13 protein-coding genes and 1 pseudogene are annotated in these 12,819 nt (G+C 60.1%); 9 read left to right on the forward strand and 5 right to left on the reverse strand.

What is annotated here, in order from left to right; translation table 11 throughout:
* A pseudogene (locus Q8O80_RS04305) lies at nt 1–154 on the reverse strand (IS110 family transposase); the annotation flags it as partial.
* Nucleotides 155–731: 577 nt separating this feature from the next.
* Here Q8O80_RS04305 and Q8O80_RS04310 point away from each other — a divergent pair.
* The 3 genes from Q8O80_RS04310 (at nt 732) to Q8O80_RS04320 (ending at nt 2,080) form a co-directional block, all read left to right on the forward strand.
* Nucleotides 732–1,016, forward strand: a complete 285-nt coding sequence (locus Q8O80_RS04310) for a hypothetical protein (protein WP_305577299.1) — start codon at nt 732–734, stop codon at nt 1,014–1,016.
* Between the two features lie 48 nt (nt 1,017–1,064).
* Nucleotides 1,065–1,391 (forward strand): hypothetical protein, encoded by a 327-nt coding sequence (locus tag Q8O80_RS04315; RefSeq protein ID WP_305577301.1) that lies wholly within the window; start codon nt 1,065–1,067, stop codon nt 1,389–1,391.
* A 134-nt stretch (nt 1,392–1,525) separates the two neighbouring features.
* On the forward strand, nt 1,526–2,080 hold the full coding sequence (locus Q8O80_RS04320; RefSeq protein WP_305577303.1) for a hypothetical protein: 555 nt from the start codon (nt 1,526–1,528) through the stop codon (nt 2,078–2,080).
* 487 nt (nt 2,081–2,567) lie between these two features.
* Here the strand turns inward: Q8O80_RS04320 and Q8O80_RS04325 are convergent, their stop codons facing one another.
* Together Q8O80_RS04325 and Q8O80_RS04330 are read right to left on the reverse strand one after the other, a co-directional pair.
* On the reverse strand, nt 2,568–3,305 hold the full coding sequence (locus Q8O80_RS04325; protein ID WP_305577305.1) for an NYN domain-containing protein: 738 nt from the start codon (nt 3,303–3,305) through the stop codon (nt 2,568–2,570).
* Nucleotides 3,306–3,411: 106 nt separating this feature from the next.
* On the reverse strand, nt 3,412–3,837 hold the full coding sequence (locus Q8O80_RS04330; RefSeq protein ID WP_305577307.1) for a thermonuclease family protein: 426 nt from the start codon (nt 3,835–3,837) through the stop codon (nt 3,412–3,414).
* 471 nt (nt 3,838–4,308) lie between these two features.
* Here Q8O80_RS04330 and Q8O80_RS04335 point away from each other — a divergent pair, with 471 nt between their 5' ends.
* The 5 genes from Q8O80_RS04335 to Q8O80_RS04355 are packed head-to-tail and all read left to right on the forward strand — an operon-like array spanning nt 4,309 to nt 9,011.
* Nucleotides 4,309–4,755, forward strand: coding sequence for a tripartite tricarboxylate transporter TctB family protein (locus tag Q8O80_RS04335; protein ID WP_305577309.1), 447 nt, complete (start codon nt 4,309–4,311; stop codon nt 4,753–4,755).
* Nucleotides 4,756–4,758: 3 nt separating this feature from the next.
* A complete protein-coding gene (locus Q8O80_RS04340) occupies nt 4,759–6,276 on the forward strand; it encodes a tripartite tricarboxylate transporter permease (protein ID WP_305577311.1) in 1,518 nt (505 codons plus the stop codon).
* Nucleotides 6,277–6,325: 49 nt separating this feature from the next.
* Nucleotides 6,326–7,336, forward strand: a complete 1,011-nt coding sequence (locus Q8O80_RS04345) for a tripartite tricarboxylate transporter substrate binding protein (RefSeq protein ID WP_305577313.1) — start codon at nt 6,326–6,328, stop codon at nt 7,334–7,336.
* A gap of 15 nt (nt 7,337–7,351) precedes the next feature.
* Nucleotides 7,352–8,188, forward strand: coding sequence for an amidohydrolase (locus Q8O80_RS04350; RefSeq protein ID WP_305577316.1), 837 nt, complete (start codon nt 7,352–7,354; stop codon nt 8,186–8,188).
* A 55-nt stretch (nt 8,189–8,243) separates the two neighbouring features.
* On the forward strand, nt 8,244–9,011 hold the full coding sequence (locus tag Q8O80_RS04355) for an IclR family transcriptional regulator (RefSeq protein WP_305577318.1): 768 nt from the start codon (nt 8,244–8,246) through the stop codon (nt 9,009–9,011).
* A 464-nt stretch (nt 9,012–9,475) separates the two neighbouring features.
* Here Q8O80_RS04355 and Q8O80_RS04360 read toward each other — a convergent pair whose 3' ends face one another.
* Together Q8O80_RS04360 and Q8O80_RS04365 are read right to left on the reverse strand one after the other, a co-directional pair.
* A complete protein-coding gene (locus Q8O80_RS04360) occupies nt 9,476–9,874 on the reverse strand; it encodes a DUF305 domain-containing protein (RefSeq protein WP_305577321.1) in 399 nt (132 codons plus the stop codon).
* 13 nt (nt 9,875–9,887) lie between these two features.
* Complete coding sequence (locus Q8O80_RS04365; RefSeq protein ID WP_305577323.1) at nt 9,888–10,082, reverse strand: heavy-metal-associated domain-containing protein; 195 nt, start codon at nt 10,080–10,082, stop codon at nt 9,888–9,890.
* Nucleotides 10,083–10,242: 160 nt separating this feature from the next.
* Between Q8O80_RS04365 and Q8O80_RS04370 the strand changes: the two genes are divergently transcribed.
* Nucleotides 10,243–12,759, forward strand: a complete 2,517-nt coding sequence (locus tag Q8O80_RS04370) for a heavy metal translocating P-type ATPase (RefSeq protein WP_305577325.1) — start codon at nt 10,243–10,245, stop codon at nt 12,757–12,759.
* Nucleotides 12,760–12,819 lie beyond the last annotated feature (60 nt).

Here is a 12,819-nt window from a genome sequence, read left to right on the forward strand (position 1 = left end):
CGATACCGATCAGGCAGGGCGGCAACTTGGTGAAGAACGGCAGAACTTGCGATCGCCGTAGGGCTTTGCGCACGACAACGTCTCCAGACGCGTCAACGGCATGAACTTGAAAAACACGCTTGGCCAGATCGAGGCCTATGGGGGTAATCTGCATGGCGGATGGCTCCTTTGCTTGGGTTGCCTGACAGCAAACCCACTTTGGCACTCAGATGCCGGGAGCGGGAGCCATCCACCTCATCTGAAATCAGCACAGCCGGCATTTTCTGCAGTCAGATCGGGTGAATGTTTGCTGAGCAGGAGATTTTGTGTGGTCGGTGGCTCCAAATTGGAATCAGACCGTTATGGGCGGTCGGATCTGACGTCGCTTTCTCTTTGAACTGGCAGCTAATCACTGGCTTCTGTTTATTGGCTGCCCGTCTGTTACCGGCCCCATCGCGGCAGCGACCATGAATGCAGTCGTCATCTCCGGGCCGTCCCCACCGCGATCAGGTGAAGGAGCAATGCGGCCGCAGTCGCCATTGCCGCGTAAACGGGACGGAGTGTTCCAAGCGCCAGCGGCGCCAGCACAAGGGTGGCCACCAATGCTACGGCCAGCGAATTGAGAAACTGCGCCACAGTCCTCCGGCCTTCTCGACCAAGTCTCACGGTCTTTCTCCCTGCTGCGCCTCGAGAATAAAGCCGCTGGCAGCCGAGGGGGTAAAGTGGGTAAGCTTCCTCTGGCGGAGGTAGGCATGAAGACTCTTGTGGACAGGTTGAGCGCGGAGATTTCGACCAAGTATGTCCAGTATTTGGAGACCTTCATGGTCGACTTTTGGAGCGAGGCGGGCTTCATCGAGTTTCTTGCGGGTTACACGCTGCGCCGCGATCACCAGTTGCGATCCTTCACCGTGAAAAAGGTCGATGCCGATGCAGGGCAGACCGATGCCGAGCGCGAGCTGCTGATCATCGTTGTCTTTGATGAAATCGAGGAGCAGATCGACCTCGCCATCACCGACAGCAAGTTTGGTGCAAACTGATCGTGGGTGGTTGCCGATGCCATCGGTGGACTTCAAGTGGAGCGAATGGTGAAGCGGGTCTATCAATGGACCGAAGACGAGGATGATGTGGCGCTGGATGCCGTGACCGTGGGCATCAGCAGCGATACCCGCATTCTCAAAGTGGCCGGCCTGCAGTTCGGGCAGCGCAATGCCACTATCTATTGGCCAGACTGGTCCAGCGGTGCCATGGAGGCCAAGTCTGCCGTGGAGGGCCCGATGCCGGTCGAGAACGCACTGCAGCTGGCCGAGCAGGTTTGTGAGCGCCATGCGTTCAGGCGGGTGGTGGTCTGGCTCCAGCACCGGGAGCTCTGGGACGACCGATGGGGCGAGCTCGCTCCTGAACCAGGACTGTGATTATATGTGCGGCTGCTTCACCAATGAGACCACCTGGCAGAGATGAATGTCCGTTGCCGGGTCGGCCGCGCGGTGAACGACGCCCGCAATGAGGGCACCGACACCAAGAAGCCCCTGCTCAATTCGCTATGAGAGTGCCATCGATCAATCCGGAGCGGGAAAAGCTGATTGCCAAGCTCCGCCGGGATCTTGCTGGCCTTGAGCGCATTCCGGCCCGGGTGCGGGAAGCCGAGCATGCCGATGAACGAGCCGAGACCGTGCGGGCCCTACTGCGCGACCTCGGTGCCGACCCGCAGCCTGAACAGCTCGGAGGACAGGGTCTGCATCAGGATACTGATCGGAGGCGGAAGCTGGCCGGTGCGCAGCTCGTCGGCACAGAGGAGCGCCAGCGCACGGTTCAGCCTGACCAGAATTCCCGGTCCTTGCTGAAGAGACTGTTGGGAGGCGGCAGCACCGGCGCTCGGGCGACCAGCACGGCACTCTCGCGTTCCACATCGCGCGGGATCGGCGACGCCACTGATATCCACCAGGCTTCCGTTGCCGCGTCAGCTGCCTCCTGCTTGCTTTCGGCAATGCCGCTGGCGCTGAACCAGTCCTCCCATTTGACGGTCCAGCACCAGCTGTCGGTGCGCTCGGTATTCTGCCAGATGGAAGCGTTTCGCCGAAGGTGGTCGAAGCCCGCCGGATAGGCAGCAAACCCATTCTTCTGCCTGATCCATTTGAGGCCCTGCGCTGTCGCCAATGCCGACAGGCTATTGTCGTGTGTTCATTTTTTGTTGTGGCGTGCGCTGCGGTGTCCAGACTGGAGGGTGATCAAATATGGAAGCACCTAGCACGCAGCGGGCAGGCGCCGGAACGAAGCTCAAGACGCTGGTGGTGCTGATGACCTCCATACAGGATGAGTAGGGTTACCTGCGGCCGGCCTTCGAGCCACGCGAATTGCCCTCGGAGAACAGGCCCGAATGGATGAGAAACGCATGGCGGCGCTCGGCACCTATGCCGGGGTCATCACCTGGTCGCGGTCAGCCGACTAGGTGAATGGCGAGTTCGGCGAACCCGTCGTGCTCTTCCAGCACGGCGACGTGCCGGAGATGGAGTGAATTTGGCTACAACCACAGCTCCCTTCCCGTGCCGCGCCAATTGCGCAGGTCGTGTCGCAACCGATCTGGTCGCTGGTCAGCGCCCGCGCGCCTTGGGTTTGGGGCGAATGCGGAGCGCTCCTCCCTCTGGATGCAGCAGCTCGAACGCGTTGGTTTGACGGATCAGGTCGCTGAGCTTCCGGAAGCCAAAGGTCCGCGGGTCGAAATCTGGAGCAAGGTTCGCTAGTTGATTGCCAACGGCGCCCAGCGGAACCCAGCCATCTTCGGTGTCCATTTGCGCTATGACCTTGACCAGAATCGGCACAGCGTCCGCTGGCGCTTGCAGCGACGCAGCTTTCTGACCGGTATCCTGCCCATTGGCCGGCGCTGTGGGGAGGAGATTTTCGGTATAGACGAACCTGCGGCAGGCCTGTCGGAAACTCTCGGGGGTCTTCTGCTCGCCGAAGCCAAAGACGTCGATCCCCTGCTCCCGTATGCGAGATGCCAGCCGGGTGAAGTCACTGTCGGACGACACGAGGCAGAATCCATCAAATCTGCCGCTATGGAGCAGGTCCATGGCGTCGATTACCAGCGTTATGTCAGAGGCGTTCTTGCCGATGGTATAGGCAAACTGCTGCTGCGGGATGATCGCGTGCTTGGACAGGACATCGGCCCAGGCCTTGGATCTGGTACTGGAGAAGTCACCGTAGATCCGGCGCACACTCGCCTCGCCGATCTTGGCGATCTCCTCGAACAAGCCGTCGGCGATCCGCGCCGAGGCATTGTCGGCGTCGATCAACACTGCGAGACGCGGGGAGCGAGTTTCCGATGGCATGGTATTTCAATCCCTAGTTGCACTTTGTCACCCGGGGCTCGGTCCTAAGCCGGTCGGGCTGAGGCTCCCTCTTTGGCGGGGCCCCCGGCCCGCCCAGCGCTTTGGTTCAGCACCAGAACTCGCGGCCGTTGGGCCATCTCCGCGCGAGTCCCTCACTGATCAATATGTCGCCCACGTCCGTGCTGCCAATGCGGATCGTCGCCAGAGTGCGATCAAAGCGATCCGTGCCGCTCTTCTCGACGGTAAACGGGTTGCTGTTGAGCAGTTGCAGCAAACGAGCGCTCGCCCGCTTCGCCAGGGTGACTTCGGCCTGTCCGCCGCAGATGTTAGTGTAGGGCTCGGGCGTGTCATAGCCCTCAAGCCGTAAGTTGACGCCCTGCAGCCAAATGGTGTCTCCATCCACCACGCAGGTGTACCGATCGCGGTCACACATATCGAAGCGAACGTTCCACTCCTGGGTTTGCGCAGGGAGAGCACCCAGGACGGTGGCGAGAAGGGCGGCAATGGTCACGGAAACGCGGATGTTGATCATCGGAAGAAGCTAGCACTTCTTTCCTGTCCGCTGCCACCCGCGTGAGGCCATGCCCGAGCTCGAGCCGGATGCTAATCTAGGCACAGCCACTCGAAAACTAATTTGAAACTGCCCGTGCGCGAATGGCATTTTCACCAGCGGCACATGATAGGCCGCACCTATGGGCCGGATACACGGCAGTACCAACCAGCAATGGTAAAGCTCGGACCCCCCTTTTCAACAAAGAGCCGTCCGTGAACGGCGCTGTGAAATTTGCGTAGGGCACATAGCCCACCAGTCCTTCAACCCTTGCCAGTGCTACATCTGCGCCGCCGCTCTCAAGTTGACATGAACAGACCTCGCGCAACTTCTCTTTTCATTGACTGCCATAGCCACACCCACAGCCAAAGGCTTGACCACTGGCGAAACTCAGTGGTAGCGTTCTGATAGATGCAGGAGATGTTCTTATAGAAAGAACGCTAGGGGGCTAGATTGGCATTTAGCAAAAGCAGCTGGGGGTCGGTTGGGGTCAGCCTCGCGATAGCTACGCTCGGCCTTTACGCCGTGGTGGTGGGCTCGGGCTATCGCATGGGAGAGCTGACGCGGATGGGCCCGGGCTTTTTTCCGGTGATTATCGGCACAGCGGTGATCGTTCTTGCACTCGCTGCAGCGTTCGAATCCAGAGGAGAGAATGAAGAGCGGATGGCCCTTCGCTTGGCCCCCATAGTGTGGGTTGGCACAGCAATCCTTGCATGGCTGCTCCTGGTTCAGTCTCTCGGCCTCGTAGTCGCGACCTTCGCCCTGGTAGGATTGAGCGCCTTGGCAAAGCCGCCTATCCGCCCGGTCTCGATACTGGTTCTGGGAGGGGCGCTTTCGCTGAGCGGATACCTCGTCTTTATTTGGGGGCTAGGCATGCCGCTCACCCTGTGGGGTAGGTGAGCCTTGGAAACACTTGCAAATCTCGGGCTCGGGTTTCAGGCGGCGCTAACCTGGGAGTCGCTACTGTTTTGCCTGCTGGGCGTCTCTCTCGGCACCTTTGTTGGCGTTCTGCCCGGGATTGGCGCGCTCGCGACGATCTCGATGTGCCTGCCGCTGACCTTCTATCTCGATCCTATGCACGGGATGATCATGCTCGCGGGCATTTTCTACGGCGCACAATATGGCAGTTCGACCGCCTCAATTCTTCTCAACCTTCCCGGCAGCCCGACTGCTGCTGTTACATGCCTTGACGGCTATCCGATGGCCCAGCAGGGGCGCGCGGGCGTTGCGCTATTTATCACAACAATCGCCTCGTTTCTGGGCGGATCGTTTGCGATCATCCTTCTGGTCGGTTTTTCGCCTGTTCTTGCCGATTTCGCCATCAGCTTCTCCTCTGCGGACTATTTCTCCATCATGATCCTTGCGCTTTGCGCGGCCTCTACGCTCTCGACAGGCTCGGTGATCAAAGGGCTGCTGATGGTGGCTGTGGGGCTGTTGCTCGGGCTCGTCGGTACCGATATCAGCTCGGGCGCTGCACGCTTTACCTCTGGCAATATCGATCTCTCTAATGGCATCAGCCTTGTGGCGCTCGCCATGGGCTTGTTCGGCGTCTCGGAGATTTTCGCCAATCTGTGCCGGGGTGAATACGCCACGGTCGATGCGCGGGCGATAACGCTGCGCTCGATGCTGCCCACTCGCGAGGATATGCGGCGCTTCTGGCCCGCAGCATGGCGCGGATCGGTAGTCGGATCGATTGTGGGGATGTTGCCCGGCACCGGCCCGACAATTGCGACATTCATGTCCTATTCCGTCGAAAAGCGGATTTCACGAACACCAGAAATTTTCGGTCGAGGCGCGATCGAGGGGATCAGTGCGCCTGAAGCTTCAAACAATGCGTCGGTGCAAGCAGCCTTTATTCCGACGCTCACGCTGGGCATCCCAGGTGATGCGATTATGGCCGTCATGCTTGGTGGCATGCTGATCCACGGCATAACGCCTGGTCCCCAATTGCTTACCGATGAGCCCACGTTGTTCTGGGGCATCGTTGCCAGCTTCTGGATCGGCAACATCTTTCTGCTCGTCCTCAACATTCCTATGATCGGTGTGTGGGTGCGGCTTCTCTCAATCCCTTATCATCTGCTCTATCCGGCAATGTTATTCTTTATCTGCATCGGGGTTTACAGCGTCAGCTACAGTACCTTCGACGTGCTATTGACTTTGGTTTTCGGCTTGGCGGGACTGTTCATGAACCGCTTTGGCTTTCCGGCGGCGCCCTTGTTGCTTGGCTTTGTACTCGGTCCGCTGCTCGAGGAACATTTCCGGCGGGCGTTGGTACTTTCTCGCGGCGACTTGGCGGTTTTCCTGGAACGCCCGATCAGCCTTATTTTTCTCGCCATGACCGCACTTGTTCTCGCGGGGTCGATCCCGCTGGTCAGAGCTGCAACGGGCCGTGTCGCCGGCCTTGTGCGTAAGCGTGGGTAGGCCAGGGACGATCATGCAAACCACATCCAGATCACCAAAGGAGGAGACTATGAGCTACAAACCCAAAATGGCACGTCTGATGCGCCGCCTGTTGATAGGGACCACACTGGCTGCAACAGCGATATCCCTGCCGCTGATGACCAGCACCGTCATGGCGCAGGAGGATTTCCCGACCCGTCCGATCCGCGTCATCGTGCCATTCGGACCGGGCGGACTGGCGGATGTCACCGTTCGGCTGGCCGGCGAGAAAATGAGCGAAATCCTTGGCCAGCAGATCGTTGTCGAGAACCATCCCGGTGCCGGCGGCGTTGCGGCTGCCGAGCAGCTTTTGCGTTCTGAGCCCGATGGCCACACGCTGATCGTGATGTCGAACGGCACGACGATCGCGACATCTCTGTTTACCGAACTTTCCTATGATCCTCAGTCCCAGTTCACACCGATCTCGACGGTTGCTTGGTTCGATCTGGTTCTGTTTTCCAATCCGGACACTGACATCGACAGTGTTGAGGCATTGCTGGCAAAGGCGGAGGCCGATCCCGGCAGCATCAATATCGGCACCGTCAATCCGGGCAGTTCGCAAAATCTTGCGGCTGAACTGTTCCGCTCGGTGACAAACATGGAGGCCAATATCATTCCCTATCGTACCTCGCCTGACGTGATGGCGGCCCTGATACGCGGCGATCTCGACATTGCCGTTGAATCCTACACCGCGTTCGCCTCGGCAATCGAGGGTGGGCAGGTGCGGGCAATCGCCGTCACGGGCCTTGATCGCAACCCCGCACTCCCCCAGGTTCCGACCGCTGCAGAGGCAGGTGTAGAGAATTACGACGTCACGGGCTGGAATGCGCTCTATGCGCTGGACGGCACGCCGGACGCCATTATTGACGCGCTGCATGAGGCTGTCGCGACTGCGACTGAAATGCCCGAGATTGTACAGAAATTTGCCGATCTGGGCACGATCGCGCGGTCGACAACGCCAGAGGAAATGGCTGACCGCTTCGAGGTCGACCGGCAGAAATGGGCCGAAGTCATCGATAGTGCCGGTATCGAGACGCAATAGGCTGGAGTTGAGTCCGTGAGTATTGAGCACGAAGAAATGGCCGTGCCTCTGGTGGATGCGCATGCGCATGTTTTCAAACGCGACATGCCGCTTAGGGATAATCCGCGCCACGCACCTGACTATGACTTCACGCTCGAAGATTTCATCGGTGTGCTCGATGCTCACGGAGTCGGCCAGGCAGTTCTCGCTGCAGCAAGCCCTTGGCTCGATTACAATGACTATGTCATCGATTGCGTCAGGCACTCCCCACGTCTGCGCGGCACCGTGATCCTCGAGCCGAGCGTTGAGCGTATTGTAATGCAGGATATGGACCGGGCGGGCATCGTCGGGGTGCGCATGCATCTGATCGGGCTTGATCGTTTGCCTGATCTTTCCACTTTTGAGTACCGCCGGACATTTCGGCGCATTGCCGATCTGGATTGGCATATCCATCTGCACGCGGATGGCAAAGACCTGGTTGATCTGTTGCCGGTATTTGAAGCCTGCGGGGCGAAGCTGGTGGTCGATCATCTCGGGCGCCCCACGCCCGAAGATGGCGTTGACTGCGCGGGGTTCAAGGCGATGATGCGGTCAATCGAGAAGGGCCGGACCTGGGTCAAGGCCTCGGGCCCGCACCGGCTGGGATTTAAGGAGTCTGCCGGTTACTTGAAGGAACTTCTGCGCCAGACGGGCGACACACGTATCGTGTGGGGCAGCGATTGCCCGTTCGTGGGTACCGAAGGGACACGCTATCAGGAGACTATCGACTGGTTCCAAGACGCGGTGCCGGATCTCGCCGCCCAGCACCGAATCGGCGGACTCAATGCGCTTGAACTCTATTTCGGTGCAAGCAAGGTATCGGTGGTCGCGTAGTTCTCGGGGTGATAATACCGCCCTGAACGGTCGATGACATATTGGAGTAGCGGCAATGCCAACAGTGGCCAAATCTCTGGGTGAAGGTACCCAGGCCGCGTTGCTCACCGTTGCGATTATCGACCGTCTGGCACAGTCGGATGGCCCCGTCAGCGTAAGCGATCTCGCCAAGGAGGTCGGCACGTCAAAGAGCCGGATATTCCGTCATCTCCAGACTCTGCTCAATGCCGGGATTGCGACTCGCTACGAACCGGGTGGTCAATACGGGGTCGGCCCAAAGCTTGTCGACATCGGTCGGGCAATTAACCGTCGCTACGACCTCGTAAATCTTGCCACCAGTGTCATGCACGATCTCCGCGAAAGCTTTGGGCACTCAGTCATCCTCTCCCGTGTCGAACATCACGGGATCGAGGTGCTCAAATCGATCTCAGGGAAATCGCCTATAGTTCTCGAAATCCGACCTGGGACCGTGCTGCCGTTTCTCACCTCAGCGCAGGGCAAACTCGCAATGGCGGTGGCGCAGGCGAGTTTAAATTCCGGGACGCCGCTTGCTGCTGCGCGCGCTACTTATGAACGCGAGCGCCCCGGTGAATTGGAAGTGGTCCGGCAGGCTGGAATATCGGTCGCGCAAATGCGGGAGGGCCTTAACGGGGTCGCTGCACCCATATTCGGTCCGGCGGACCAGATTGTGGGGACGATCGCGCTGCTAGATACCGTTGCCGATATAGGGCGCGAGATCGAGCCGGCGACTATAGAGGCCCTCAAGAGTGCCGCACAAAGGCTTTCAGAATCGATGGGGACGACGCCGAAGAAAGTCAGTTGATTTGGTAGGTTCCGAAAGTCCGAATTAGTCGTCCGATTAGGCCGTAGCGATATCAGACCAATTATCACGACCTCTTCAGAAAGCGCGAAATACACCAATAAAACGCATCAAAGGTCAGATCATCAATATCGCTCCAGCTTGGAGAAAAGCCGCGCCACAGATTGACGGTTTGAGGGCAAGATCACCACTCCGGAACCGAAGTACGAATGACTGAGTTCGCGTAGGCTCCTGAAGCGCAGATTATCAAAGACTGTCGCCAAGACCGGACGAACCTCTCCCGGCCCCATACCCGCTCCTTCGGCGTTCATCGATTGGACTGTCAGAAACGGGGTGACGGGACCCCATTTCCTCCCGGAAGGCGGAATAGCCCCACCACCATCCCGAAACGGAGTAAGGCCGGGCAGCTTGCCCGGCCTTACTATTTGTCTTGGCCAATGCTCTTTCAGCACGCCGCCCCCGAGTCTCTACTGGCCGCGTTCAGCGAGCCATTGCTTCATCAGCGCAATTTCGCCCTCCTGAGCGGTGACTACCTCCTCGGCGAGCTTTCGAACCTCGGGGTCCCCGCCGTGCTCGAGAACCACGCGAGCCATATCGATGGCGCCCTGGTGGTGGGGGATCATCCCCTGCATGAAATCGATATCGGCATCACCGGTGAATTCGATGGTCATTTCGGCATGCATCTTGTCGTTGGCTACACGGTAGGCCGAGGTGGAGGGGCCGTCCGCATCGGTTGCCGGTGCGGACATACTGTGATCGGCATGGCCGGAAGTCGTTTCTGGCTTGTTCATCTGACTCTGCGCAAAGGCAAGACCGGCGCTGATCGCCATAGCTCCTGCAATGAAGATGGGGGTGAGCTTGTTCATCGGACCGCCTCGATCAGCTGATGGTTGCCGGGTACCCGGCTTGGTCAAGAACCTTCAGGATCTGGTCTTCCGAAGCCGAGGTTTCGACCTTGACCGTTCGGGCTGCGGGATTTGCCTCCACCTTGGCACCCGGATCAACCGAGGTGATGGCGGCGGTGACCGACTTGGCGCAACCGCCGCAAGTCATGTCTTCGATGCGTAGCTGCATGAGAATCTCCTGTGTTTCTGGTCTCATGCACCACTAGATAGGGCTTGCAGCCGTTGGAGGGTCAAGGGCCCAAATAAGACAAAACAACGCCTTGACCTTCCCACGGCTGGAAGCCCCATTCTCCGTTCGAACATGAATTCTGAACGAGAAGGAGACGGCAATGAATGCCCCTGTTCGAGCTGCCGATATAACGTCCGCAGTGATTTCCCTGCCGATCGAAGGCATGACCTGCGCCTCATGCGTGGGTCGCGTAGAAAAGGCCATCAAGGCAGTTTCCGGCGTGGTCGCCGTGTCGGTCAATCTGGCGACTGAGCGCGCAAGCGTCACGGCCGCTTCGACCGTGGACCGTTCAAGGCTCGTCGAAGCTGTCGAGAAAGCCGGCTACAGCGTATCGCCGAGCTTCGCTGCCAGCCTAACACCATTATCCGTCGAGCTTGCCATCGAGGGAATGACCTGTGCCTCGTGCGTGGGACGTGTCGAGCGTGCGCTCAAGGCCGTGGACGGCGTCACCGACGCTTCGGTGAACCTGGCGACGGAGCGTGCTACCATTCATGGCAACGCCGACGTCGCATCCCTGATCAAGGCGATCGCCGATGCGGGATACGAGTCCAAACCGGTTGGCGGAAATGTCGGACCATCTGGCAAGACGGAAGCCGACGAGCGGGCAGAGCGCAAGGAAACCGAGCAGCGCGACCTCAAGCGCGACTTCACCTTCGCCGCGCTCCTTACCGCACCAGTATTCGCCCTCGAGATGGGCTCGCACCTCATCCCGGGCGCGCATGACCTTATCGCCTCGACGGTCGGCATGCAGACAAGCTGGTATTTCCAGTTCGTACTGACCACGCTCGTTCTGTTCATTCCTGGCATCCGCTTCTTCGAGAAGGGGTTGCCCGCCCTGTGGCGGCTCGGGCCCGACATGAACTCGCTGGTCGCGGTCGGCTCGCTGGCGGCCTATGGCTATTCGCTGGTGGCCACGTTCGCTCCCGGCTTCCTGCCTGCCGGCACCGTCAACGTCTATTTCGAGGCGGCGGCGGTCATCGTTACTCTGATCCTGCTGGGACGCTTGCTCGAGGCCCAGGCCAAGGGCCGCACGTCCGAAGCGATCAAACGGCTGGTTGGGCTGCAGGCCAAAACGGCGCGCGTCCGGAGGAACGGCAAGGCGATCGATCTCGCCATCGACGACGTGGTTTCGGGTGACATCATCGAAGTCCGCCCTGGCGACCGCGTCCCCGTCGACGGCGAAGTGGTCGAAGGCGACAGCTATGTCGACGAATCCATGATCACAGGCGAGCCGATCCCCGTTTCGAAGTCCTCAGGATCTGAAGTGGTGGGCGGTACCATCAACCAGAAGGGTGCCTTCGCGTTCAAGGCGACCGCTGTGGGCGGCAACACCGTGCTGGCCCAGATCATCCGCATGGTCGAGGAGGCTCAGGGCTCCAAGCTGCCGATCCAGGCGGTGGTCGACAAGATCACCATGTGGTTCGTGCCCGCAGTCTTTGCAGTCGCGGCGCTGACCTTCGCGGCATGGTTCGTCTTCGGCCCATCCCCGGCGCTGTCATTCGCCCTGGTGAACGCCGTTGCGGTTCTCATCATTGCCTGCCCGTGCGCCATGGGCCTGGCCACGCCGACCTCGATCATGGTCGGAACGGGACGGGGAGCCGAACTCGGCGTGCTGTTCCGCAAGGGCGAAGCACTGCAGTTGCTGAAGGATGCCAAGGTCGTTGCGGTCGACAAGACCGGTACGTTGACCGAAGGCAAGCCGGCCTTGACCGACCTTGAGTTGGCGATCGGCTTCGACCGGGCCACTGTCCTCGGTCTCGTCGCCGCGGTCGAAGCCAAGTCGGAGCATCCGATCGCCTCGGCGATCGTTGACGCCGCACAGAAGGAAGGTCTCGAGTTTCCTGCCGTCTCAGCGTTCGAGTCGGTCACGGGCTTTGGCGTCAATGCCACGGTGGCCGGCAAGCGTGTCGAGATCGGCGCCGACCGGTACATGACCCAGCTGGGCTATGACGTCGCCGGGTTCGCCGCGACGGCTTCGCGACTGGGCAACGAAGGTAAGTCTCCGCTCTACGCGGCAATCGACGGCAAACTGGCTGCGGTGATCGCCGTAGCCGATCCGATCAAGGAAACCACGCCTGCGGCGATCAAGGCCTTGCACGACCTCGGCCTTAAGGTGGCGATGATCACCGGCGACAACGCCCGCACGGCGAAGGCGATCGCCGCCCGGCTCGGCATTGATGAAGTGGTTGCCGAAGTGCTGCCGGACGGCAAGGTCGACGCGGTGCGCCGCCTCCGGAGCCAGTACGGCAAGGTGGCCTATGTCGGCGACGGCATCAACGACGCCCCCGCCCTGGCGGAAGCCGATGTTGGCCTCGCCATCGGGACCGGCACCGACATCGCCATCGAGGCCGCAGATGTCGTCCTTATGTCCGGCAGCCTCCTGGGGGTGCCGAATGCCATAGCCCTGTCCAAGGCCACCATCGGCAACATCCGGCAGAACCTGTTCTGGGCCTTCGCCTACAACACGGCGTTGATCCCGGTCGCCGCGGGCGTGCTGTACCCGTCCCATGGCATCCTGCTCTCGCCGGTCTTCGCGGCGGGCGCCATGGCTCTCTCAAGCGTCTTCGTTCTGGGCAATGCCCTCCGCTTGCGCACGTTCAAGGCTGCAAAGAACTGACGACAGATGGCCGGCCTTGCAGCCGGCCATCGAGCTTTCACCTCTTGACCTTATCACCGT

The organism is Devosia sp., from assembly GCF_030689745.1.
Lineage (GTDB): Bacteria > Pseudomonadota > Alphaproteobacteria > Rhizobiales > Devosiaceae > Devosia > Devosia alba.

Excerpts from the sequence above, each read along its gene's own strand:
- Q8O80_RS04310 (WP_305577299.1), top strand. The coding sequence starts at position 732 with ATGAAGACTCTTGTGGACAGGTTGAGCGCGGAGATTTCGACCAAGTAT.
- Q8O80_RS04325 (WP_305577305.1), bottom strand. The coding sequence starts at position 3,305 with ATGCCATCGGAAACTCGCTCCCCGCGTCTCGCAGTGTTGATCGACGCC.
- Q8O80_RS04330 (WP_305577307.1), bottom strand. The coding sequence starts at position 3,837 with ATGATCAACATCCGCGTTTCCGTGACCATTGCCGCCCTTCTCGCCACC.
- Q8O80_RS04345 (WP_305577313.1), top strand. The coding sequence starts at position 6,326 with ATGAGCTACAAACCCAAAATGGCACGTCTGATGCGCCGCCTGTTGATA.
- Q8O80_RS04355 (WP_305577318.1), top strand. The coding sequence starts at position 8,244 with ATGCCAACAGTGGCCAAATCTCTGGGTGAAGGTACCCAGGCCGCGTTG.
- Q8O80_RS04360 (WP_305577321.1), bottom strand. The coding sequence starts at position 9,874 with ATGAACAAGCTCACCCCCATCTTCATTGCAGGAGCTATGGCGATCAGC.
- Q8O80_RS04365 (WP_305577323.1), bottom strand. The coding sequence starts at position 10,082 with ATGCAGCTACGCATCGAAGACATGACTTGCGGCGGTTGCGCCAAGTCG.
- Q8O80_RS04370 (WP_305577325.1), top strand. The coding sequence starts at position 10,243 with ATGAATGCCCCTGTTCGAGCTGCCGATATAACGTCCGCAGTGATTTCC.